Consider the following 23,729-nt stretch of genomic DNA (forward strand, 5'->3'; position numbering starts at 1 on the left):
CGATGCGTTCTGGTGGTTGTCCAAGTCCGGCATCCTGCGCCTGCCGACCAACACGCCCCTGGCGCGGCGCTTGGCGATGCCCGATCCGGTCGTCGGCACGAAGATCGACGAGCTCGCGCGCAGTGTCGGTTTCGCCGAGCGGGCGGTGGACGCCGACGGCGCGCAGTTGGTCACCGCCGACGGCCAGCGGATCGAGGCATCGACCGTGCTGTGGGCCACCGGCTACCGCAACGACTGGTCCTGGCTGAGCCCCGAACTGCGCGGCGCGGACGGCCAGCCCGAGCACAATGCGGGCATCGGCGCGTCCGGCTTGCACTTCGTCGGCCTGTACCGGATGCGCAACCGCGGCTCGGCGCTGCTCGGCTTCGTCGGCCGCGACGCGCAACGCGTCGGCGCGGCCGTCGCGCGCCGCGCGCGGCGCTGAGCCGCAACTCAGCCGGCCTGCAGTTCGGCCGCCTGCGATTCAGCGGCCTGCGGCTCGGCGGCCGGTAGCCCGAACGCCTGCTCCGGCTGCCACTCGTCGACCAGTCGGTCGTAGTTGGCGTAATCCGGCTCCAGGCCGGCGGCGACGATCTCCCACAGCATCTCGTCGGTGCCGCCGCCGATGCGCGCCATCTTCACGTCGCGCCACCAGCGGCCCAGCGGCGACTCCGATTCCAGCACGCCGGCGCTGCCGAAGATGTGCATGCACTCGGACATCACCTCGCCGCCCAGGCGCACCACCGTGACCTTGGCCGCCGAGGCCGAGCGCACGTTGAAGCCGGCGCCGTCGGCGATCAGCCCGTTCAGCGCCAGCTGCATCATGTCGACCCGCGCCTGCAGGTCGGCGACCCGCAGGCGCAAGGCCTGATGGTCGAACAGGGGGGCGCCGAAGGACGTGCGCCGCTTCATCCGCGCCACGGTCACGCCCAGGGCCAGCTGGCAGGCGCCGACGATCTGCGCCGCCATGGCGAAGCGTTCTTGGGCCAGGGCCATGCTGAGCACGGCCAGGCCGGTGCCGGGCCGCGCGATCATCAGCTCCTCCGGCACCCAGGTGTCGAACTGCACCGGCGCGGTGCTGATGCTGCGCGCGCCGACGGTGTCGAACTGCTTGCCGACCCGCAGCTGCGAGGTCGGCACCAGGAACAGCGCCAGGTCGTCGCGGCCGGCGTGGCCCTCGTCGCTGCCGCGCAGCGCCAGCACGATGTAGTCGGCCACCGGCGAAGGCGAGGCCATCTTCTTGTGCCCGCGCAGGCGATAGCCGCCGTTTTCGCGCACCGCGGTCGAAGCCAGGCCGAGCATGTCCGAGCCCGCGCCGGCTTCGGTCGCGGAAATGCACAGCACGGCCTGGCCGGCGATCGCCTGGTCGGCGACCTCGCGCAGCCGTTCGGAACGGCCGAACCGGCGCAGCATCGCGATCGCCGAGTCGTGCAGGGTCACGCCGGAGGCGATGCCGCCGGCGCCGAGCCGGCCGAAGCGCTCGGACAAGGCCAGGGTGTGCTGCAACGCCGGCACCGGGCGCTCCTGCCACTTGGCGGCGAAGATGCCTTCCCGGCCCAGCAATTCGACGATGCCGCGCGGGAAGCGCCCGGCGACTTCGGCCTCGTCGATCATCCGCCGCGTCGATTCCTGGGCCAGCAGCGTGTCCAGGCGGTCCTTGAAGGAGGCGGCAGCGGAAATCGCGGTTTCGGTATCGAGGCTCATGTTCAGCCGACCTGTTCCTGGTGTCGTGGGGCGCTCATGCCGTGCAGCATGGCCAGCTCGGTTTCGACGATGCTGATCGTGGCGGACCGCCGCGGCTTGCCCGACGGCGTTTTCGGCAGCGTGCGCGGCGGCACCACCGAAACCAGCCGCGGGCTGACGCCGAAGGCCGAGTAGACCGCGTCCGATACTTCGTTCTTGATCCGCGCGCTGGACTCCAGGTCGGCGCTGTCGGCGGCTTCGACCACCACCGCGAATTCCTCGCGTATGCCCGCCGCGGCCAGGGCGACGGCGATGGCGTTGCCCGGGCGCACCCCGTCGACGCGGCAGGCCGCGCGCTCGATATCGGTGGGGAAGATGTTGCGCCCCGCGACGATGATCATGTCCTTCAGGCGGCCGCAGACGACCACCTCGCCGGTTTCGGTGACGTAACCCATGTCGCCGGTGCTGAACCAGCCGCCGTCGCCGAGCAGCGACTGCTTGCCGTTCTGGGTGAGGTAGTAGCGCGCGACCGCATCGCCGCGGATCTTGAGTTCGCCGACCGTGCGCGCCTGGGCGCTGCCGGCGGGCGCATCGCCGACCATGATCTCGATGCCGGGCAGGGGCCGGCCCAGCCGGGCCAGGTGGCGCGCGCCGTCGCCGGTGCGCGGCGCCGCATGCGACTTGAGCTCGATCGCCGCCTGATCGACCGCGTCGAACTGCATGCCGGCGCCGGTCTCGGAAAACGAAATGGCCAGAGTGGCTTCCGCCATCCCGTAAGCGGCGACGAAGGCCGTGGCATCCAGCCCGAAGCGGGCGCCGGCTTCGATCACCGCGGCGACGGTGGCGTGGTCGATGGGTTCGGCGCCGCTGAGCACGAAGCGCAGCGAAGACAGGTCGAACGCGCCGTCGGGCGCCGCGCGCAGATAGCGGGCGAGCAGGGCATAGGCGAAGTTCGGCCCCGCGGTCATGGTGCCGCGGTACTTGGAGATCAGCGCCGGCCACAGCCGCGGCGAGCGCAGGAAATCCGCGGGCGCCGCGCAAACCGCTTCCGCGCCGACCTGCATCGGCAGCACCATGAAGCCGATCATGCCCATGTCGTGGTACAGCGGCAGCCAGCTCACCAGCACGTCGCTGCGCGGGTCGAGCCGCGACGCGCTCACCATCGCCGCCGCGTTCTCGTACAGGTTGCGGTGCGAGATCGCCACCGCCTTCGGCAGCCCGGTGGAGCCCGAGGTGAGCTGCAGGAAGGCGATATCGTCCTCGCCGCAATCGACCGGCGACAGCGCCGCGCCTTCGGCCAGCGTTTCCGCGGCCAGCACCGCGGTGCCCTGCGCCTCGAACAGCGGCGTGGTGCGGGCGAACACGTCGCCGACGACCGCGACCTTGGCGCCGATCATCGCCAGCACCGCGAACGTGTCTTCCGCCCAGGCTTCGAGGTCGGCGCGCGGGCCGGGCTGATGCAGCATCGTCACCGACGCGCCGCGCATCCAGATGGCCTGGATTACCGGCGCGATGCTGGCCGGCTCGCCGACCAGCACACCGACCGTGTCGCCGGGCTTCACCCCGGCCGAGGCCAGCGAGCCGGCCATGCGGCGGGCGATCTCATGAATCTGCTGCCAACTGCGCCGCAGCGGCTGCTGCGGTTCGCCCGTCACCAGGCCGTGGCCGGACGCGGGCGCAGAGACGAATACCTGCTGGGTAAACCTGCTCATGATGCGATCGATCCTTGATCTTCCGGTATCGCGCGCCGGCGACGGAGCGTACCGTCGCGGCGACCGGGGGCTTTAGGCGGGGATTGCGGATTCGTCGGGAATCCCGGCGTCGCAAGCGACAGTGCGATGGCGCGTCTGTTCGATCAGCCGGGTCACATCGCCGACGGTCTTGCAGCGGATCAGTTCCTCCTGCTGCAGCGTCACCCCCAGCCGCTCCTCGATCGACACCAGGCCGATCGCGAACGCGATGGAGTCGAAGCCCAGGTCGCCGATCAACAGCGCGTTCGGATGCACCCGCCCCGGTTCGATCGCCAGCTCGTCCCGAAAAACTGCTACGAGCGTCTCATAGACAGTCGGTTTTTCAGACATAAATCACTCCTTTGATTTCCGACGAACGTAGCACCGAGGCTATCGCGTCCTGGCCGCCCGCAGCATGTGAACGGGGCGTTCTGCAGCAGGAATACGCGGTTTGGGGATGGGGTAGGACAAGGGGGGTTGACGTGCGTTGTGCGTTACGTGTGATCAAGTTCGCGGAGTGAAGATCCCAAGTGCGAAACAGTCTCCGTCCTCGCTGACGGTGCGGTTTCCATATCCGTCGTCTGATTCTCTCGACAGAAATGCACCGACTGTGATGATGCCTCTCAGATCGTTACTCGCTACACCATTCTTGACCAAGGACTCGGCGCCATCCGCAGCCGGCTATAGATCAGCGCCCCGTGTCGGGGCAGGGGAGGTTGGCGGTCTGTTCTTCGGCTAGCGGTTAGCCGAAGCCAACAAGCGCCTTCGACTTCATCATCTCGCGGTACGAACAACTACCCGGCCACGGCTTCTCTGAACTTCCCCTGTGCTGATGCCGCGCTAGTTAGTCGGCCATGCTCAACGTCGGAGCCTGCCGTGACATCAGCAAGCACCGATAGCATCGCAGGCAGTTGGTAGCGATGGTAAGCCTGCTGCGGAATCTTCAGCACTGAGGACGTTAGCTGCCCTTCTTGTGTTTGTGTGGCTTCAAGGAAGGTGTATTTCCAGGGGTTTCCTTGTTGTCTCGCTGCCGCTTGTCCGGTTTGCCGGTGGATTTCGCAATCCGCTTGGGGCCAGGTTTGATTGCCATGCTTTCCCTCATGTTTTGGATATGGCTAGGACTTCTTTTGCGCAGCCTAGTAGCTATGCCAAGACCCCTGGCGCTTATTAGGTGCACTGGTGTCATTAATGCATTGTCACGAAAGCCGCCCATTGAAATACGCGATTCAGTGACGGACTCGGTCATAGTCGAGCGATTTCGGGACCACGTCGTCTTCTGTTACTTTGGCAGCTCAACTCCCAAAGACGGCCGTAACCTGGTCAGCACCGCACCCAAGCTGGTCGTACCATCAGTACCTGCTCATAGACAGTTGGATGGTGCCAAGTATGTTGCGCAATCAGCAGAAGATCGGTTACGGCACGTTTGGTGTAGCAAGCCTCTCGCCTTTGGCATTGGTTGCGGTAGGCATGCTGCTTACTGTCAAGTCCTCTCGCCCTTGAAGTGAAAGAGGGACACCTCCCGCAACACAGTTCATTGTTATGAAATAGCCTGACCAATCGTCTTTGTTAACGGGATAGACAGGGACTATGCGTTTGCGCATGCCGTCGACGAATCGCTTCATCTGTGGTGGAGACTCTAAATACGCTGGGGCGCGTTCCTCGGCCTCAATTGCGCTGGAATAGAGCATGGTTTTAAGTCGCTTTGAGGGCGCAGGTTCCCCTGGTTGATATGCCACGTCCTCAAGTTCTCCTCGCAGGAATCGGCCGAGTATGTACTCGTCGACAACAGGTACTCCCGCCGCCGGGATTCCAGCATGCGTATTCGTGCTAACCACCACGAATGGAACGACTTTGAAATCTTCAGTAAGCTCAACACCAAAGTTATTCACATCAGTGATGAAGGCGGTGCGGTGGTCTTCAATAGCCTTTGCTTTGCGTAAAATTTGCTCAGCTGCCCCCAGGACTGTTCTTCGATGCATGGCAAAGCCTTTTGTGTCGGTAGGCTCAAGAATGCATTTTGCTTCCGCCACGAATACTGAGTTGCCGATGAAGAAGACCAAGTCGATTTGTTCGCTGACGCCGTCCGGTAGTTTGAATGTGTAGTCGTCCTTGATGCATGTTGCAACTTGTGACAAGAGCTTCGATGTATTGATGCCCTCAAGAACAAGTTCTCTGATATGGGTCTCGAATGCGGCCCCCCGCCTGCTCAGGTCGATCCCAGCTTGCCGCATCCATACGTCCACCAAGCGCCTTAGATTTGGGTGCACGATAGCTGCGAACACAGGCACCACTTTGCCTGGTCCAACGGGGACGAGCGGTTGTGACCATATTTCCTGTCCAGGCTCACCTCGAAACGTAAAGAACTCTACGATTTTCCTGCCTTCAGGAGGCCTTGTTCCAATCGCGGCGCTCATGGCTTCCACAAGTGCCTCGACCTGTAGCGTTGGTGCATAGTCCGGTAGCCAGGTGTGCGGGCGGTCGTCTTTTGGGATTCGGGTGTGCTTCTCGCCAAGGGACTGAGTTAGTACATGTGCAGCGCGAGATAGCACTGTCCATGCGTCTACCAGCGCGGACAGTGTTAGCCCTTGGAGGGATTCTTGACGTTCTTCCAGCAGTTCGCCGTAGTAGGGTTCGGCTGCGTGTGTACGTAATACCGAGAGCTCCTCAATGACTTCTGTTGAAGCGCCGTGACGGGATACCTTGATGACCTGACGTTTTCCGCGACGCTCGATCCCGCAAACCTCACGAATCCTGAGTCGCGCTCCTCTTGCGAGCACTTGCCGTTGAAATTGAGTCGCCATGATTGTGAAAGCGGTGGATAGCGACGCTTGGCGTGCCAGCCCAATTTGGTGAGCTCGGATAACATCGATATCTTGAGGCTGAAATATCTTGCTTTGCCTCATTTGGGTTATTTTGTAGCTATTCCAAAGGCAGTCGTTCCATATGTCTTCGGCAAATCGATATGTGATGCCGAGATTGAACTCTAACGCTGCCTCCTTCCATTGCACTTGGTTCATTTGAGGGTTGCCGGTCAGATTCGGCTTTGTCTGCAAGATGACCCGAATCGGTAGTTCAATGCCGTCGACGATGCTTTCCACAACTTCGTTAGGTAGCCAGTTGAATCCTCCGGCTAAGCTTAGTTTTACTCCGGCTAGCTCTTCGAGGGTGTATATTTCTTTGGATTCGCCCTCTCGCTCGGATAAAAAATTTTCCATGGCAATCCTGGTTTTTTCGCGTGCGACAAAAAAATCATGGTTTGCTATTGCCAGGAACGCCCGCAACTTAGTCGTTGCAGAAATCGCGTCAGATGAAGAGAGCTTCAGTACCGCACGGATTGCCTCCAGCTTCTCATGAATGGCGAGGCCGGCCGAATATGTGTTGCGATCTTGGTTATCCGGATTTGGTAAACTGCCGAATGTATGGCTCCAGTTGTCGGCTGTAAATGCTCGTCTCAACGGTCCCGGTACATCCCCGTTTTGGACACGTTTTGTGAAGTCTCCCACTTGCGCCTCCTAAAGTGTCGGGAATTTAATTTTCGACAAGCATCTGGGTGTCTGCTGTAAATGGGCTGTGAGCACTTAAAGTTGTTTCTGTCTTTGCTTCAGAGTATCCGCTTGCGACGGGAGCCTGTCGCAGTTGCTGCTGGTCTGTTTTCTAGAGTCTCTACATGAATATACGTGGAGGGCCGTCGAATACGGACTGTTCTGGTTGACAAAAATTGGCGGATTCGGCAGTGTCTCCATCAAGGAGCGTCGAAACTCCCACACACATAGCGGCACCCACCTCCGACAATTGGTGGGTTTTTCATGCCTGATGCTTGGGCGTGCCGACGCTTGCTTCTGCGTCGGGAGGGCGGCTAATACAACACCCGCAAGGGGAATACGCCCGCCGACTATGTGCGGTTTCGAACCTCCCGACATCCCGCCGGTCGCGCAATGTGCCGCGCGGGCTTCCGCCTAAGGACAGGAGTGCCGCGTATGCCCCGCAAGCCCGAGTTCGCGCCCCCGCAGGAGGGGGTGGTGATGTCTGTCGATGCGTTCGAAGCGCTGTCCGCTTTCCAGCGGGAGTTGCACGGGATCGTGCGGACTCTGCAGCCGGAGGTATTGATCGAGATCGGGTTTCCGGCCGGGCAGGACCATCGGGTGTTGCGGGAGGTGTTTCAGGCCTTGGCGCGGCGGTTGGACCCGGTATTGGCGGCCTGTGTTTGGACGCTGGTCGGGGATGGCGGTGTTGGGGCGGGGCGGGCGCACTGACGGCGGGCCGGTCTTGCTGCGGGCCGGTGTGGCTGGTCGCTGAGCCTCGATGGCGAGCCGTCGGGGCTGGGTGCGCGTTGATCGCGGGCCACCGGCGCGATCGGCCGTGTGGCATGGCATGCGCCGGCGCCGGGATGGCGTCTCGTGCTAGCGCGCGCCACTCGTCGCCGGCATATCCCGCACGAGCTTGTACAACTTCTGTAGGTCCGAAGGGTGCCCCTGCTTTTGGAACTGGCTGAAGATCAGGTAGCCCAGAATCGAGTTCCCGGTATCCCGCCGCGCCACCAGCGTCAGTTTCCGCGCCGGGTCCACCAGCAGGTATTGGCCGCCCCAGCCGTCGGCGTGCACGGTGTCGAGCTCGGAGTTCAACCACCAGGAGTAGCCGAAGCCGTCGTAGAACGGGTTCTGCGTGGCGGAATACGAGGTGGTGCTTTTGGCTATCCACTCGGCGGAGACGACCCGCTTGCCGTTCCACAGGCCCTGCTGCGCTACCAGCGCCCCCAGCCGCGCCAGGTCGCGCGCGCTCATGTGGATGCGATAGGTTCGGTAATCGGAATCGGAGCCGCGTTGGTCATAGATCACGTGCCCGCGGTGGAAGTCCTGCATGCCCAGCGGGGTGGCCAGCCAGGTATCGATGGCCTCGCCGATGGATAGCCCGGTCTTGCGTTCGAAGATGGCGCCCAGGACGTTGAAGTCCCAGTTGTTGTAGAAGTAGTTCGTGCCCGGCGCGAACTGGCCGCGCTGCGGGCGGCCTTCTTTGTTTTCCACCGTTTCCGCGCCGGAGGGCAGGTAGATGCCCGACCGGGCTTGAAGCAGGTGTTCGATGGTGGCTTGCTTCTCCGCCTGGGTGAGGGGCGTGCGGCTCTCGTCGACGCCTAGCGCTGCCAGATTCTCGTTCACATCGATCAACCCGCGGTCGACCGCCACGCCGAACAGCAGGCTGAGGATGCTCTTGCGCGCGGACGCCAGGTTCATGGGCGTGCCGACCTCGCCGTACTCCATCAACACCGTTTCGCCGCGCAGCACGACGAACGCATCGATGGCGTCCGCCTGGGTCGTTATGTAGTCCGTGAGCTTGTTCGCCTGCTCCGGAGGCAGCGGAGCTTGCGCGAGGGGCAGGGGGCGGGTGGCGGGTGCGTCCCGGTCGATGAAGGGCCGAAGGCCCAGTACCAGCGATACCGCCAGAGCCGCAAGCAAGGTGATGCCCAGGTACTTCAGGATGCGCCGCATGGATGGGCCCCCGTTGAGTACGTTGTCGGTGCCGTCCACCGGATCGGCGACGGAGCACGTTGGGTCTGACGCGTTCTTTCGATCCTTGGGCCAAAGCGCGACCCGCATCGTCGTGGCAGTGGCCGGATCGGGCCATGCCAGCAGTCGGGTTTGGCTAACGGCCTTTTGCGAGGCTGCAACAACAGCGGTGCGGGTTCAACCGGTCGACGCAACAGCTGCACCTAGCTTACTGGCCACAAACGGCGTCGGGCACTGTTTTGAGTCGTCCCCGATACCGTTTCCCGGGTGGCGAGCTCGCCAGGGGGCGGCGAACCCAGGCCTTGATCCCGCTGTCGCCTACTTCGCCGGGCTCAAGGTCGGGAACAACGTGCCCAGCACGGTCTTGGTTGCCTTGTCGCCGCCCATGTCCTCGGTGGCGTTGGCCACCACCAGGGCGCCGGTGTTCGTGTTCGGGAACAGCACCGCCCAGGCGAGCCAGTTGCCGTCGGAGCCGCCGTGCACCAGCACGGGGCCCTGGCGTCCTGCGATCGAATCCTGGACGCCCCAGTCCAGACCTGAGCCGCTGCCGGGTTGCGCCGTTTGCATCAGCCGGTACGAGGCGCGGCTCAGCAATTTGCCACGGCCTTGGCTGCCGGCCAGTTGGTCGAGGCAGAAGCGCGCCCAGTCGGCCAGGCTCATGTGCATGTTTCCGGCCGCGGTGTACATCATCGGCACGCCGTCGTCGGACACTTTCGGCGCCGTCGTCACCGGCTTGCCGCCACGGTGGCCGAGCGGCTGGCCGGCCTGGGTGGGGCCGAAACCGGCGCTCGCCATGCCCAAGGGCTGGAAGACTTCGCGGCGCATCAGTTCCTCGAAGTCCGATCCGGTGGCGCGCTCGGCGATGACGGCCGCGATGAGGAAGCCGGTGTTGCAGTAGTTGAATTCCGTACCGGGTGCGGCAGCCGGCGCATCCTTCAACGCCTGGGCGATGAAGGCCAGGCGTTGTTGCGGCAACGGCCGGGTGTCGACGAAGAAGGTATCGAGGACCTTCAGGTCGCGGATGTTCTCCGGCAGGCCCGACCGGTGCGAGAGCAGCTGGACCAGGGTGACCGAGCGGTATTCCGGTCGCATCGTCTCGGCCAGGTCGGGCAGCAGCGTCGCCAAGGGGGCGTCCCAGGACAGCACGCCGCGATCGACCAGCTTGGCGATCAGCGCGACCGTCATCGGTTTGCCGGTGGATCCGATCAGCCAGACATCGTCGGCGCCGACCGCGTCGGCCGCATCGCTGCGGCGCAGGCCGCGCACGGCTTGTTGGGCGATCGCGCCGTCGCGCATGACCAGCGCGCCGAGTGCGGGCGTCTGGGTGCCTTCCATCGCGCCTTTCAGCAGGGCGTCGAGATCGACGGCGTTCGGCGGCGGTACGTCGTTGGGGTGGGCCTGCACCGCAAGCGGCGCTTGCAGGAGCAGCATGGAGGCAAGAACGAGCTGAAGGAAGCTTCGACGCGCTGGATGTTTCAAGTGGATCCCCTGGTGTGCGGCTGCTCGATGGGTGGCGACGCGCCCCTTCGTCGCTACCGGGCCGCGGAGAAGCGCTTGCATGGATCGCGCGCCCGCCGCATGAATCGATGCTGCGGTTTACAGCGGATGCGTGCATGAGCTGCAAGTCATGGCTGCGGCGGGATGAGGCATGGAGGCGATAGCAACAGCGACAGCGACAGCAACGGCAACGGCAACGGCAACGGCAACGGCAAATCCCCCCTGGCCCCCCTTTTTCAAAGGGGGGAAGCGTTGGGGTGGGGGGCGTTGGGGCTGGAGGGGGTGAGGGTTGCGGTTGCGCTTGGAGGCGGATGCGGGCGTGGAATGGGCGCGGCCTGGGTCGCGGCTTACGCCGCTCCTACAGGAAGGGGAGGCGCGCTTAGCCACGCCGGGGAGGGTGGGCTCAGCGCTGCGGCTTGAACTCGATCGGGACGATCACGACGGCGGCGATGGGGCGGCCGTTGCGTTTGGCGGGGGCGAAGCGCCAGTTGCGTACGGTGGCGACGGCGGCGCGGTCGAGGTCGCGGTTGCCGCTGCGTTTGCCGATCTCGACGCGTTGCGGGCGGCCGTCGGCGCCGACGCGCACGCGCAGGGAGACCAGTCCGCCTTCGCCGCGGCGCAGGGCGTCGAGCGGGTAGGGCGGTTTCGGGCTGTGGCCGGGCAATGGGCGGGGTTTGGCGCTGGCGCCGCGCGGGGCGGTGTCGCGTTGCGCGCGCGGTGCGGCGACCGCGGGCGTGGCGTCTGTCGCGTCCGCGCTCGGGGCCGGCGGTTGGGCGGTGTCGTCGTCGCTGGTGCTCGGCGGGTTCGGCGGCTGCGGCGGCGCCAGCGGCGGGCGGTCCAGGCCGGGCGCGCCTTCGATCTGCTGCGACGAGCTTTCGCTTTCGATCTGGCGGTAGCCGTGCGATACGACCAGCAGCACGGCGACCACGAACACCACCGCCAGGCCCAGCATCGGGATCCAGGCGGTTTCGGGCAAGGTGTGGCGGGTGAAGGCCGGCATCGGCGCGGCCAGCGCCAGCGGCTTGGGCGGCAGCGGTTTGACCGCGGTGACGTCGAGCGGCACGGCCTGGTTGGGGTCCATGTGCAAGGTGCTGATGCGGCCTTGGTTGAGCGCTTGCGCGACCTCGGCGCTGGCGCCGAGCGCGGCGGCCACCTCTTCCAGCGCGACCGGCGGCGGTGCGCTGCGCCGCTCCACGCCGCTGAAGCGGTGGCGGTTGTATTCGGCCCACAGGATCAGCACCGTCGCGGCGCCGACCGCGGTGGCGGGCAGCGCCAGCAGCAGGAAGGGGTCGATCTCGTGCTGGCGCAGGTACAGTTCGGCTTCGGTGCGGCGGATGCCGAACAGCCACATGAACAACGTGATCAACGGCACCCACAGGTAGAGGTAGATCGCCCAGAAGGCGCCGGTGGTCAGGCCCCAGAAGGTGCGCGGCAGCAGCGGCTGCGAGTACGGCCGTTGGATCAGCCGCGAGTCGTGCTTGTGCCGCCGAGAGCGGCGGGGCTGCGGCCGCTGCGGCACCTGGCCGGGCTTGGGCGTGCTCATCGCAGCCCCCGATCCGGGCTCACCCACACCGCGCGGGTGCCGCGGCGCTTGGCCAGCGCCTTGGGCACTGCGGCCACGGTGGTGGTGAAGCTCAGCAGCCAGAACACCATCGGGTACCAGATCATCCAGTAGTAGTTGCGGCCCACGCCGGTTTCGTAGCGGCGGTCGATGACGATGCTGGCGGCGAACTGCAACAGGCAGATCATCGCCAGGATCACGCCGTGCCACGACGGCAGCAGGGTCGGCACGCGCAGCTGCTCGGGCAGTTCGAACACCAGGCCCAGCGCCCACAGCAGGATGATGAAGGCCATCATGTAGGCCCAGGCCAGGCTCAGCAGGTATTCGCCCAGCACCGCCCACATGCGGCGGCGGCGCCACGAGACCAGGTCGCGGGTGTGGCGCAGCAGCACTTCGACGCCGCCCTGGGCCCAGCGCAGGCGCTGCTTCCACAGGCCGCGCACGGTTTCCGGCATCAGGATGAAGCACATCGCATTGGGCTCGTAGCGGATGTCCCAGTGGTTCATCTGCAGGCGCCAGCTGATGTCGATGTCCTCGGTGACCATGCTGTCGGACCAGTAGCCGATCTGGTGCAGCGCAGTGCGGCGGAACGCGCAGATCACCCCGGACACCGTGAAGATGCGGCCGTACACGCGCTGGGCGCGCTTGATCATGCCGATGATCGAGGCGAACTCGCCGACCTGCAGGCGGCCGAGCAGGGTCGATCGGTTGCGGATGCGCGGGTTGCCGGTGACCGCGCCCACGCGCGCGCCCGAGCACAGGTGCCAGACCATCCAGTGGGTGGCGTACTCGTCGAGCAGGGCGTCGCCGTCGATGCAGACCAGGTACTCCGAGCGCGCCGCCAGCGCGCCCATGCGCATGGCGTTGGCCTTGCCGAGGTTGCGGTCGAGGTGGACGACCCGCAGCGAGGGGTACTGCGCGGCGAGCAGGTTGAGCTTCTCGCCGGTGTCGTCGCCGCTGCCGTCGTTGATGGCGATGACTTCGAACGCGGGATAGCGCTGCGCCATCGCCGAGGCGATGGTCTCGCGGACGTTGTCGCCCTCGTTGTGGCAGGGGATCAGGATCGACACGAACGGCGTCGACTCCAGCGGCGGCGGATCGGTGCGGCCGCGGGCGTGGCGCTCGCGGCGCAGGTAGTAGTACAGCCCGCCCGCGATCCAGAAGAACGACATCACGATCGGGTAGTAGAAAGCGAATTTGAACGACACCGCAAGCAAGGCGCTGAGAACCTCGTACATGGCAGTCTCCGATGAGGCGCGCGTGCGCGGTGGAAGGGCCCGGCGCTTCGGCGCCGGGGGCGGGGTCAGCGTTCGATGTAGGGGAAACCGCGCGCGGACATGATTTCGCGCGCGTCGCGGGTCGAGGGGACGTCGTCGATGAAGTTGTCCGGGTACCAGGCCAGGTGGCGCACGCCGGCGGCCTGCAGGCGCCGCGCCATGGTCTTCAGCCGCTGCGCCGGGATCGGCTTGTTGTCGCGCCAGTCCACGGTCTGCAACTCGAACAGGGTCCGCGCCAGGCCGCGGGGCGAGCGCGCCACTTGCGCCACCAGCCGGTCCATCCAGGCCTGCGGCTCGCGGCTGTTCTCCATCCACGGCATCGCCATCACGGCGGTGTAGTCGTAGGCCTGGTTGAACGCGGCCAGGTTCTGCGCGAACCAGCGCTCGCTGTCCGGGCGCAGCACCGGCTCGGCGAACAGGTTGCGCACGGTGATCAGCTTCGGCCGCCACTTGCCGGCGGCGCGGGTCAGTTCCTGGGTGAATGCGATCAGGGCCTGGGTGCGCTGGGCCGCCTGTTCCGGCGCCTGGCCGCGCAGTTCGTCGTCGCGCAGCAGGGCGTCGTCGTGGAACAACAGGCCTTCGCTGTAGCCGCTGACGGCGAGGTCTTCGTAGATGTCGGCGACGATCTGGCGCGCCTGCGGCTCGAACGGATTGAGGCGGAAGGTTTCCTTGGGGTTGCTGGCGGCGATGGCCAAACGGCGGCGCAGCGCGGCGTCGGGCAGCTCGAAGCCCAGCACCGGCAGCCAAGCGAACACCTTGACCCCGGCGCGGGTCTTCAGCTGCCAGGCGACCCGGTTGTACAGGTCGGCGCGCATCGGCAGGTGCCGATTGGGGAAGTACAGCGCGTCGGCCGAACCGTTGCCGTCGGGGTCGGCGAAGGCCTGCAGGAACACATGACTGGGGCCGACCTGCTTGACCCGCTCGATCAGCTTGTCGAGGTTGCGCGCCTGTTGCGCCGGATCGGCGTCGTAGACGTAGTCCAGGTCGATCTGCAGCGCGCGCAGGCCGTCCAGGCCTTCGTCGTGGCGCAGTTCGTAGGCCAGGTCGTTGACGGTCGGGTTGTCGAACACCAGCAGCCGGGCGAGGCCGTGCAGGTCGCGGCGCAGGGTCTGGTGGCGGCCTTCCAGGTCGAAGGTGACCTGCATGCCGAGCTGGTCGGCGATGGCGTTGGTCTGGCTGTTGTAGGCCGCGTACGGCCACACCACCGATTGCGGGGCGACGCCGAGTTCGCGCTTGATCGCGGCGACGCTGTCGCCCAGGTCCTTGCGAATCCGCGCCAGGTACTCGGCCTCGGTCTCGTAGCGCTCGGCCTTGGGGTCCCAGACCCGGGTGATCGCCGCCGGCATGCTGTTGCCCTGCGGGTTGGAGGTCACGCCGCGGTGCAGGGCGTGGCTGTGCGAGGCGACTTCGATCAGGCCCGAGGCCTGCATCTCGCGCAGTTGGTCCCAGGTGACGAAGTCGTCGTGGGTGAACATGCGCGGGCCGTAGTCGACCTGCTGGTCGCGCGGCAGGTCGACCCAGGAGGTCACCACCGCCATCAGCGCCGGGTAACCGTAGGCGCGCAGCAGCGGGAAAGCGTGGGTGTAGATGCTGCGCAGGCCGTCGTCGAAGGTCAGCAGCACCGCCTTGGGCGGCAGCGGCTTTTCGCCGCGCGAGGCGGCGATGACCTGGCTCAGCGACACCGGGTGGTAGCCGTGGCCGGCCAGCCAGTCCAGGTGGGCGGCGAAGTTCTGGGTGCTGACCGCATAAGCGTCGGGATCGCCTTTGCGGGCGACGTCGTCGCGCACATCGTGGTAGCTCAGCACCAGCAATTCGTCGGCCTGGGCCGGCGCCAGCGCGGCCAGGGCCAGGGCCGCGGCGGCGAACAGGCTGCGCAGCGTGCGCGCGGCCCAGGCGTGGCGAGCGGCGGCGGGGAGTCGCAGATCCATGTTCATTGCTCTCCCCAACGGAAGTTCAGATCGAAGCCGAGTCGTTCCTCGCGCTGGCCGTCGTAGACCGGGCGCGACCAGCTCAGGCCGTAGGTCAGCTTGCGGCCGGTGCCCAGCCCCCATTCGTGTTCGTAGCGCAGCTGCGGAATCCAGGCGCTGCCGTAGCCCTGCTGCCAGTAGGGGCCGGCGTAGGCGGTGAAGCGTTGCAGCAGGTGGCGGCTGTAGCGGCGCCAGGCGACGTGGTTCAGGCGCAGGCCGAGATTGAGCGAGGCGTCGCGGCTGGGGTTGAAGTAGGGCACGTCGGCATCGCGGCGGCTGGCGCGGCTGGCCGAGAGTTCGGCCAGGCCGTCGAGCTGCAGGTGCGGGCGGGTATAGGCGCGCTGGTCGAGCGACAGCGCGAACGCGCTGCGGCGGTTGTCGTCGCTGTAGCGCAGCTGTTGCACGCTGGCGGCGACCGCGGTGCGGTCGCTGGGCGTCCAGCGCAGGCCCAGGCTCAGCGCGTCGGCGTCGATGCCGGCGCGGCGCGCCTGCAGCGAAGCGTCCGGCGACTGCCGGTACCAGGACGCGCTGCCGCGCCAGGCGTCGTTGAAGCGCCAGCCGGCGTCGAGGTAATAGCCGGTGCGGTCGTCGCGGTCGAGCCAGCGGTCGCTGGCGCGGTCGACGCCGAACCCCAGGCTGAGCCGGTCGTAGGCGTACAGCGCGCCGACGCCCTGGCGGCGGTCGTGCACGCGTTCGCCCGGGTAGTCGGCCCAGGCGTCTTGCGCGTGCGCGGTGAGGCGCCAGCGATCGTGGATCAGCGGGCTGCGGATTTCGGCGCGGTGGGCGCCGTCGCGGCTGCCGAGCGGCGAGGTGCTGTCGCCGCCGCCGTCGGCGCGGCTGCGATGGCTCGAGGTCGACACCTGCCACTGCCAGCCCAGCCGGCTGTCCCAGGACTCGCGCATCTGCCGCACCTGCACGTCGCGTTCGCGGCGCGCCAGCAGCTCGTCGTGGATCGGCCGCGCCAGATCGACCCGGTCGTGTTCGAGGTAGGCGCCGATCTGGCCGATCCGCGCGCCGACGCTGGTCGGTTCCAGGGTGCTGGCCATGCGGAAGCGTTCCAGCGCGCGCTCGGTCCAGCCGCGGCGCTGGTAGGCAACGCCGAGGTTGGTCTGCAGGCCGGCGTTGTTCGGGCCGATCGCCGCCAGCGCTTCCAGATCGCGCTGTGCGCCGACGGTGTCCTCGCCGTACAGGCCGACCATGATCAGGTTGGTGTCGGCGTCGTAGTGGCGCCAGTTGGCGTGGCTGACCTTGGCCCCGGGCACGCGTACGAAGGCGGGCTCGGCGGCCTTGATCTTCTGCAGTTGTCTCTTCGCGTCGTCGAAGCGCTCGGCCTCGGAATAGGCATAGGCCAGCTGCAGCTGCGAGTCGTGGTCTTCCGGCATTTCGCGCACGACCCGCTCCAGCACCGTCGCCGCTTCCTCGGGGTGGCGCGCGGCCAGCAACGAGGCGCCGACCCAGGCCAGGGCGTACAGCGGCACCTGGACGCCTTCGGCCTGCAACTGGCGATAGTTCTGCACCGTGTCGGCGTGGCGTTCGAGGATGTTGAGCATCACCAGCTCGTCGAAGCGCGTGCGCAGGTCGGCCTGGCGCTGGCTGTCGCTCTGGCTCTGGCGGTACTCGGCCATCGCGCTGCGCGCGGCGCGGATTTCCTCCAGCCGCTGCGCTTCGTTCTCCGGATACAGCCCGCCCCACACCACCATCCGCGCCAGGCGATTGGATTCCAGGCGCTGGCGTTCTTCGGCGCTGAACAAACCGGGACGTTCGCGGTACAGGCTCCAAGCGCGGTAGGCGTTGCCAAGATCGGCCAGGGTCAACACCTGCAGGCGATACAGCGCCTCGTCGCCGGGACGGACGGCGAGGCCGGCTTCGATCTGTGCCAGGGCCGCCAGCCACTGCCGGTCGGCGCGCAGGCGCTCGATCTCGGGCAGGGGGTTCAGGGGCTTGGGTTGACTCTCAGTGGCTGAAACTGACGAAAAAGGGCAGATTGAGCTCGCAGAAACCAAGGTGAAGGCAAGGGCGTAAGCAAGGCGATGCGTAATCGGCATGAACCACCAAGATCCGTGGGGAAGACGCGACCGGTCCGTGACGCGAATGAAAAAATGTGAGCTAAGTCACATTGAGGCTTGCCCTCATTGACGCAAAAGCTATGCCAAAGACTCGTGAATCGCGGGCTTGATTTTTGCAGCGAAGTGCTTGTCCCGATTGGCTTTTGCGCATTGCCTGGATACGTTCGCAATGCTGCGGCGCGGTTTGACAGTCTCGATTTAGATCGATTTAAATCGGGTGAAACGGCGTATCGGATATTCGCCAGCGGGCGAAGCGTGACGCCGCGCAAGCATGGGAGCGGGGCATGTCGTTGGGTCATAACGCTCGCCGCGGTCGCGGCCGGCCGCAGGATGTCGCAAGCCGTCGGATCGCACGCCGTTGTTCGATCGCGGTCGCGATCGCATTGGCCTGGCCGGCGTTCGCGGCGGCGCCGCGCAGCTTCTCGACCTCGTTCGAAACCGGCGAAGCGGTACCCGCAGCCGCCCCCGACGTGCCGGGCTCGCTGCATGTGGACGGTGGCCCGGACGCGGGCGCGGCCTTGACCGCCAAGCCAGGCGTCGGCTTCACCGGATTGCGCTCGCTGCGCTATCAAGGCGAGGGCGGGCACGAACAACGCCTGCACGCGTTCGACGTCGATCTGGCGCTGAGCAAGGACAGCGTGCTGTCCTATCGCGTATTTCCCTTGTCGGACGAGCGCGTGTCGGGACGGCGCGCGACGGTGCCGGCCGACGGCCTGCGCAACACTTCCGGTTTCGTTGCGGTCGATCTGGAATTCGACGACGGCAGCCGGCTGTCGCAGCGCGCGCCGCTGGACCGGTACGGCCAGCCGCTGACCGCGCGCGGCCAGGGGTTGGCGCGGCTGCTGTATCCGGACCAATGGAATGCCGTCTCCAGCCGCATCGGCGACGTCGCGGCCGGACGCCGCGTGCGGCGCATCCTGGTCGTGCACGATGCCGACCACGCTGCGCCGTTCCGCGGCTGGCTGGACGATCTGCGCATCGAGCGCATGCCGGCGGCGAAGGGCCCGGCGCCGCGGCCCAGCGACTACGTCGACACCCGTCGCGGCAGCAATTCCAATGCGCGCTTCTCGCGCGGCAATACCTTCCCGGCGGTCGCGTTGCCGCACGGTTTCAATTTCTGGACCCCGACGACGAACGCCGGTTCGCACTGGATCTACCAGTACCAGGAGCGCAACGGCGACGACAACCGGCCGCGCCTGGAGGCGCTGGCGCTGTCGCACGAGCCCAGCCCGTGGATGGGCGACCGCCAGACCTTCCACGTCCTGCCGGCGATCGGTACCGCCCGGCCCGAGTTCGACCGCGGCAAGCGCGCGCTGAGCTTCGGCCACGACCAGGAGACCGCGCGCGCCGACTACTACCGGGTGCGCTTCGACAACGGCCTGGTCGCCGAGCTGACCCCGACCGATCATGCCGCGATGCTGCGCTTCACTTTCCCGGACGCGAACGCGCAATTGCTGTTCGATCATCGCGACGAGCACGGCGATATCCGGCTGAATCCCGACGACGGCAGCCTGAGCGGCTGGAGCGACAGCCGCAGTTCGCTGTCGACCGGCGCGACCCGGTTGTACTTCTACGCGCGTTTCGACCGGCCGGTGCGCGGCGGCGAGCGCCTGTCGCGCGAAAAGGGCCGCGACCGCGTGTCGGCCTGGTACGGCTTCGACCTCGGCGCCGAGCCGTCGCGGCAATTGACGATGCGCATCGCCACCTCGCTCATCGGCGTCGAACAGGCCAAGCGCAACCTGGCGCTGGAAATCGGCGCCGACGAGGGCTTCGACGCGGTGCGCGAGCGCGCCCGCGCGGCCTGGGACGCCAAGCTCGGCGCGGTGCGCATCGAAGGCGCGCCCGAGCACGAACGCGCCACCTTGTACTCGAACCTGTACCGCCTGTTCCTGTATCCGAACAGCGGCTACGAGAACACCGGCACCGCAGAACAGCCGGTGTACCGCTACGCCAGCCCGTTCGCGCCCCCTGCCGGCGCCGATGGCGATACCGCCACCGGCGCGACCGTGGTCGACGGCAAGGTGTTCGTCAACAACGGCTTCTGGGACACCTACCGCACCAGTTGGCCGGCCTATGTCTTGCTGGCGCCGACCCAGGCCGGCGAGATGATCGACGGCTTCGTCCAGCAGTACCGCGACGGCGGCTGGATCGCGCGCTGGTCTTCGCCGGGTTATGCCGACCTGATGGTCGGCACCAGTTCCGACGTCGCCTTCGCCGACGCCTGGCTCAAGGGCGTGCGCAATTTCGACGTGCGTTCGTTCTATCAGTCGGCGATCCGCAATGCTTCCAGCGTCAGCCCGATTCCGGGCGCGGGGCGCAAGGGCATCGAGCGGGCGATCTTCACCGGCTACACCGACACCACCGTCGGCGAGGGCCTGTCCTGGTCGATGGACGGTTACATCAACGACTTCGCCATCGGGCGTTTGGCCGCGGCGCTGGCGCAGGAGGCGGCGGCCGACGATCCCTATCGCGCCGGCTACGCCGACGATGCGGTCTATTACCGCAATCGCGCGCTGGGCTACGTCAACCTGTTCCATCCGCAACTGGGTTTCTTCGTCGGTCGTCATCGCGACGGCCGCTGGCGCTACACCGCCAGCGAGTTCGACCCGCTGCGCTGGGGCGGCGACTACACCGAGACCAACGCCTGGAACATGGCCTTCCACGCGCCGCAGGACGGTGCCGGCCTGGCGGCGCTGTACGGCGGCCGGGTCGCGCTGGGCAACAAGCTCGACCTGTTCTTCGCCACGCCCGGCCTGTTCGAGGTCGGCAGCTACGGCCAGGTGATCCACGAGATGCTGGAAGCGCGCGACGTGCGCATGGGCCAGTACGGCCACAGCAACCAGCCCTCGCACCACATTCCCTACATGTACGCCGCGGCCGGCCAGCCGTGGCGGACGCAGGAGAAAGTGCGCGACATTCTCGACCGGTTGTACGTCGGCGGCGAGATCGGCCAGGGCTATCCCGGCGACGAGGACAACGGCGAGATGTCGGCGTGGTGGCTGTTCAGCGCCGCCGGTTTCTATCCGCTGCGGATGGGCTCGCCGGAGTACGTGATCGGCGCGCCGCGCTTCGAGCGGATGAGCATCCGCCTGGAGAACGGGCGCGAGTTGCGCATCAACGCGCCCAAAGTCGGGGCGCGCAACCGTTACGTGCAGTCGCTGCGGGTCAACGGCGAGCCCTGGGACCGGTTGACGCTGCCGCACGAACTGCTGGCGCAAGGGGCGGTGCTGGATTTCCGCATGGGCCCGTCGCCGTCGAACTGGGCCAGCGCGCCGCAGGCGCTGCCGGAATCGTTGAGCGCCGACGGCGAGAAGCCGACGCCCTGGCGCGACCTGGGCCGGCGCGACAACGCGACCGTGGCCGGCATCGCGGCCAAACAGGCGGCGGCCTTGTTCGACGACGACTCCGGCACCGGCGTGCGCCTGAACGTGCCGATGCCGTCGATCGCCTGGACCTTCAAGCGTCCGGCGACGGTGCATCTGTACACGCTGACTTCCTCGGCCAAACGCGGCGACGCCCGGGCCTGGGCCTTGCAAGGTTCCAACGACGGCGAGCAGTGGACCACCCTCGACGAGCGCAGCGGCCAGACCTTCGCCTGGCGCCGGCAGACGCGTGCGTTCGCGCTGGCGCAGCCGGCGAGCTACAGCCGCTACCGCCTGCGCCTGGTCGGCGAGGGCGGCGCGATCGAACTGGCCGAGGTGGAGTTGATCGGCGAAGCGCCGTGAAGGCGGAAGCGGCCGGGGAGGAGCGCACGACGAACGGGATGCGCGGTCGCCGGCGACGATCGTTTGTCTGTCCGCGCGTCCGGCTCAGCGGTCGTTGACTGCGGCTGTGACGCGTTGCAGGCTTTAACGCAAGCCGAAGACATCGGTGCCGGCGAGCCCGCAACGCGCCACGGTGCGCGTGCGCATGGCCCGTTGCGCTTCGCTGAGGCGCTGGCGCCAGCGTGGTTCTCGTCGCGACCGTGACGGCTTGCAGGCTTTAACGTCGCGCTCCGATCCGTCGCAGTGCGACGTCGGTCCGTTCGTGCGAATCGTTCCCGGTTTGTCCCGGTATCGCCCCGGATTGTTCCTCGGCAGGCGGCGCTTGCGGGGCTAGGGTCGGGGAGCTGTCCCCATCCACCGGACGATCCGCAGCGAGGCGCATATGGAACGCATGCGACGTAACCGCAGCGCAGGGCGGCTTGCCGCCGTGTTGGCCGCGGGCCTGATGCTGGCCGCGCCCTGGGCGCAGGCGCAGAACTTCGAAACCTATTACGGCAACCAACCTTGGCGCGACCGCGGCGAGGACGTCAAGACGGTCAACTTCTGTCCCGGCGGCGGCTCGGTCACCGTCGGCACGCGCCGCTCCAGCGACGGCCAGGAACAGGTCCTGGTCACCCGCGCCAACGACAGCGGCGTCACCGACAATCCCGGCCTGAATACCTGGCAGCAGGCGTATCCGATCGCCGGCAGCAAACTGTCGAACGCGTTCGGCGTGATCGAACTGACCGGCGGACGCGGTTTCGCCGTGACCGGTGCGGTCACCGTCGGCGACGGCAGTTTCGTCTATGTGCTGCAGATCGACTGCAAGGGGTATCCGCGCTGGACCACGCTGCTGGACAATCTCGATCCCTCGCACCGCGCCACCGGCTACGACTTGATCGAAGGCGGCACCACCGTGTCGAGCACCGCCGGCAACGGCCAGATCGTGGTGGTCGGCGAGGAGATCGACCGCAACGGCCGCAGCTTCGGTCGTATCGCGCGCCTGGACCCGGCCGGCAACGTCATCTGGGATCAGGACTACGACGGCGGCAGCGATTGGCCGAATCTGCGCTTCCGTGCGGTGACCGAGAACCTGGCCGGCACCGGCGGCTACACCGATCTGGTGGTGGCCGGTTCGGCCTGGTCGGGCACGGCGCGCGGCGGCCTGATGTTCCGTACCGACGGCGGCGGCGCGCCGGTGTGCAGCAGCGTGCTCGCCACCGGTCAGGACCACCGCGACTTCCACGGACTCGCCGCGCTGTTGAGCCCGAACTATCAGGGCGAGACCGTGCTGGTCGGCGCCGCCAGCACGCTCAGCGGCGGCAACGCCCAGGTCTATATGGCGCGCTACTCGCGTCTGACCTGCGCGCCGAAAGTGCAATCGGTCTGGCAGGACCGCGCCCAGGCCAGTTTCACCGCCTTCGACGTGGTCGAGGCGCGCACCCTCGACGGCCGCGACGGCGCACTGGCGGTGGTCGGCACCATCGCCGGCACCCAGGGCTTCCTGCTCGCCGCCAACCACCGCGACCTGCTGCGTTACGGCGGCCTGGGCCCGCGCCGCTTCGGCGACAAGTTCCGCGAAAGCCTGTACGCGATCGACCGCAAGCGCGACCGCTTCATCCTCGCCGGCGACACCTACGGCGACTGGCAGGGCGTCGGCGATGCGCAGGACGTGTACTTCGTCCAGGTCGACCCGGGTTTGAACACCGGCTGCGCCGATCCCTGGGAGCCGGCCGCGGTGCCGGTCGACCTGCCGTACAAGCAACCTCTGCCGCATCCGATCCGGATTCCCGAGTTCCGCCGCGTCGACACCCCGCTGCTGCAGGCCAGCGATTGGGGCTATGCCTGCGCGCTGGACCCGCCGGAAGGTTGCCCGGGACTGATCAACAACGGCATCGTCCAGCTCGGCGTGTCCAGCACCGGCTACCTCAACATCGAGTGCCCGAACATCGACCTGTCCAGCGGCCGCTACGGCACCCGCCTGGTCGGCCTGCGCTACATGCCGACCAACGGCGAAGCTTCGGCGCCGGGCGCACCGTGCGAAGGCTGGGGCGTGGCCAACGCCGATCCGGCGGCGCCGGTGAGCGGGCGCACTTCGCGTTGCGCCGGCACCAGCAACGTGTCGGTGGTGAGCTTCACCTACACCCCGAGCACGGCGACGTCGGTGGTCAACGTCGGCAACACCTTCCGCGTCACCCACCAGTACACGCCGATCGCCGCGACCAGCTATCTGTACCGGGTCGACGTCAAGATCGACAACATCGGCCGCACGCCGGTCAACGACCTGCGCTACACCCGCGGCATCGACTACGACATCCCGCCGAACACGTTCTCCGAGTACATCACCATGGCCGGCGCTTCGCCGTTCCTGTTGGCCTGGAACAACAACGGCTTCAATTCGCTGGACCCGTTGGCGGCCAACAGCGGCACTTCGGGACCGATGACCGACTTCGGCCCCGGCGACCTGGGATCGCACATGGACTTCCGCTTCGGCGTGCTGCCGGTCGGCGCTTCGCGCAGCTTCGTCACCTTCTACGGTGCGGCGCCGACCCAGACCGCGGCCTTGAACGCGCTGTCCATCGTCGGTGCGGGGCTGTATTCGTTCGGCCAGACCAACTGGGACGGCGTCGGCGGCGCCGGCAACACCAATCCCAACCCCGGCACCTTCGGCGCCACCACCGGCGCGCCGGCGACCTTCATGTACGGCTTCAAGACGCAGTGATCG

General features: G+C 66.9%; 14 protein-coding genes. 4 read left to right on the forward strand and 10 right to left on the reverse strand.

Features of this window, described 5'->3' with window-relative positions; all coding sequences use genetic code 11:
* On the forward strand, positions 1-424 hold a 424-nt coding region (locus TX83_RS23500; RefSeq protein WP_222423794.1), incomplete at its 5' end, for an NAD(P)/FAD-dependent oxidoreductase.
* Positions 425-432: 8 nt separating this feature from the next.
* Here TX83_RS23500 and TX83_RS19380 read toward each other — a convergent pair.
* The 4 genes from TX83_RS19380 to TX83_RS22970 all read right to left on the reverse strand — a co-directional run bounded on the left by TX83_RS19380 (position 433) and on the right by TX83_RS22970 (position 6,895).
* Positions 433-1,683 (reverse strand): acyl-CoA dehydrogenase family protein, encoded by a 1,251-nt coding sequence (locus tag TX83_RS19380; RefSeq protein ID WP_075575274.1) that lies wholly within the window; start codon positions 1,681-1,683, stop codon positions 433-435.
* A gap of 2 nt (positions 1,684-1,685) precedes the next feature.
* The gene (locus TX83_RS19385) at positions 1,686-3,374 is read right to left on the reverse strand and encodes a fatty acyl-AMP ligase (protein ID WP_064749637.1); all 1,689 of its coding nucleotides are present in this window, start codon (positions 3,372-3,374) and stop codon (positions 1,686-1,688) included.
* Between the two features lie 72 nt (positions 3,375-3,446).
* On the reverse strand, positions 3,447-3,743 hold the full coding sequence (locus tag TX83_RS19390) for an acyl carrier protein (protein WP_075575275.1): 297 nt from the start codon (positions 3,741-3,743) through the stop codon (positions 3,447-3,449).
* Positions 3,744-4,804: 1,061 nt separating this feature from the next.
* A complete protein-coding gene (locus TX83_RS22970) occupies positions 4,805-6,895 on the reverse strand; it encodes a hypothetical protein (protein WP_141233587.1) in 2,091 nt (696 codons plus the stop codon).
* A gap of 474 nt (positions 6,896-7,369) precedes the next feature.
* Here TX83_RS22970 and TX83_RS19395 point away from each other — a divergent pair, with 474 nt between their 5' ends.
* Entirely contained in the window at positions 7,370-7,645 is a 276-nt protein-coding gene (locus tag TX83_RS19395) for a hypothetical protein (RefSeq protein ID WP_064749638.1), read from the forward strand.
* Positions 7,646-7,792: 147 nt separating this feature from the next.
* On the opposite strand, the gene TX83_RS19400 is transcribed toward TX83_RS19395, so the two are convergent.
* From TX83_RS19400 to pgaA, 6 genes are all read right to left on the reverse strand, one after another.
* The gene (locus tag TX83_RS19400; protein WP_064749639.1) at positions 7,793-8,875 is read right to left on the reverse strand and encodes a serine hydrolase domain-containing protein; all 1,083 of its coding nucleotides are present in this window, start codon (positions 8,873-8,875) and stop codon (positions 7,793-7,795) included.
* Between the two features lie 336 nt (positions 8,876-9,211).
* On the reverse strand, positions 9,212-10,324 hold the full coding sequence (locus TX83_RS19405; protein WP_064749640.1) for a serine hydrolase domain-containing protein: 1,113 nt from the start codon (positions 10,322-10,324) through the stop codon (positions 9,212-9,214).
* 469 nt (positions 10,325-10,793) lie between these two features.
* The gene (gene pgaD, locus TX83_RS19410) at positions 10,794-11,933 is read right to left on the reverse strand and encodes a poly-beta-1,6-N-acetyl-D-glucosamine biosynthesis protein PgaD (protein ID WP_075575276.1); all 1,140 of its coding nucleotides are present in this window, start codon (positions 11,931-11,933) and stop codon (positions 10,794-10,796) included.
* Entirely contained in the window at positions 11,930-13,189 is a 1,260-nt protein-coding gene (pgaC, locus tag TX83_RS19415; RefSeq protein ID WP_064749641.1) for a poly-beta-1,6-N-acetyl-D-glucosamine synthase, read from the reverse strand. The genes pgaD and pgaC overlap by 4 nt, the downstream gene beginning before the upstream one ends.
* 65 nt (positions 13,190-13,254) lie before the next feature.
* On the reverse strand, positions 13,255-15,156 hold the full coding sequence (gene pgaB / locus TX83_RS19420; RefSeq protein WP_064749642.1) for a poly-beta-1,6-N-acetyl-D-glucosamine N-deacetylase PgaB: 1,902 nt from the start codon (positions 15,154-15,156) through the stop codon (positions 13,255-13,257).
* A gap of 2 nt (positions 15,157-15,158) precedes the next feature.
* A complete protein-coding gene (pgaA, locus tag TX83_RS19425; RefSeq protein WP_079248338.1) occupies positions 15,159-17,240 on the reverse strand; it encodes a poly-beta-1,6 N-acetyl-D-glucosamine export porin PgaA in 2,082 nt (693 codons plus the stop codon).
* Positions 17,241-17,545: 305 nt separating this feature from the next.
* On the opposite strand from pgaA, the gene TX83_RS19430 reads away from it, so the two are divergent.
* Positions 17,546-20,986: a GH92 family glycosyl hydrolase gene (locus TX83_RS19430; RefSeq protein ID WP_079248339.1), complete on the forward strand. Its 3,441-nt coding sequence runs from the start codon at positions 17,546-17,548 to the stop codon at positions 20,984-20,986.
* Between the two features lie 430 nt (positions 20,987-21,416).
* Complete coding sequence (locus tag TX83_RS19435) at positions 21,417-23,726, forward strand: hypothetical protein (RefSeq protein WP_186442658.1); 2,310 nt, start codon at positions 21,417-21,419, stop codon at positions 23,724-23,726.
* Positions 23,727-23,729 lie beyond the last annotated feature (3 nt).

The organism is Lysobacter antibioticus HS124 (genome assembly GCF_000336385.2).
Classification (GTDB): domain Bacteria; phylum Pseudomonadota; class Gammaproteobacteria; order Xanthomonadales; family Xanthomonadaceae; genus Lysobacter; species Lysobacter firmicutimachus.

Coding starts and splice junctions, on each gene's coding strand:
- TX83_RS19430 (WP_079248339.1), top strand. CDS start 17,546: ATGTCGTTGGGTCATAACGCTCGCCGCGGTCGCGGCCGGCCGCAGGAT.
- TX83_RS19400 (WP_064749639.1), bottom strand. CDS start 8,875: ATGCGGCGCATCCTGAAGTACCTGGGCATCACCTTGCTTGCGGCTCTG.
- TX83_RS19380 (WP_075575274.1), bottom strand. CDS start 1,683: ATGAGCCTCGATACCGAAACCGCGATTTCCGCTGCCGCCTCCTTCAAG.
- pgaC (WP_064749641.1), bottom strand. CDS start 13,189: ATGTACGAGGTTCTCAGCGCCTTGCTTGCGGTGTCGTTCAAATTCGCT.
- pgaA (WP_079248338.1), bottom strand. CDS start 17,240: ATGCCGATTACGCATCGCCTTGCTTACGCCCTTGCCTTCACCTTGGTT.
- pgaD (WP_075575276.1), bottom strand. CDS start 11,933: ATGAGCACGCCCAAGCCCGGCCAGGTGCCGCAGCGGCCGCAGCCCCGC.
- TX83_RS19390 (WP_075575275.1), bottom strand. CDS start 3,743: ATGTCTGAAAAACCGACTGTCTATGAGACGCTCGTAGCAGTTTTTCGG.
- pgaB (WP_064749642.1), bottom strand. CDS start 15,156: ATGGATCTGCGACTCCCCGCCGCCGCTCGCCACGCCTGGGCCGCGCGC.
- TX83_RS19435 (WP_186442658.1), top strand. CDS start 21,417: ATGCGACGTAACCGCAGCGCAGGGCGGCTTGCCGCCGTGTTGGCCGCG.
- TX83_RS19395 (WP_064749638.1), top strand. CDS start 7,370: ATGCCCCGCAAGCCCGAGTTCGCGCCCCCGCAGGAGGGGGTGGTGATG.
- TX83_RS19385 (WP_064749637.1), bottom strand. CDS start 3,374: ATGAGCAGGTTTACCCAGCAGGTATTCGTCTCTGCGCCCGCGTCCGGC.
- TX83_RS19405 (WP_064749640.1), bottom strand. CDS start 10,324: ATGCTGCTCCTGCAAGCGCCGCTTGCGGTGCAGGCCCACCCCAACGAC.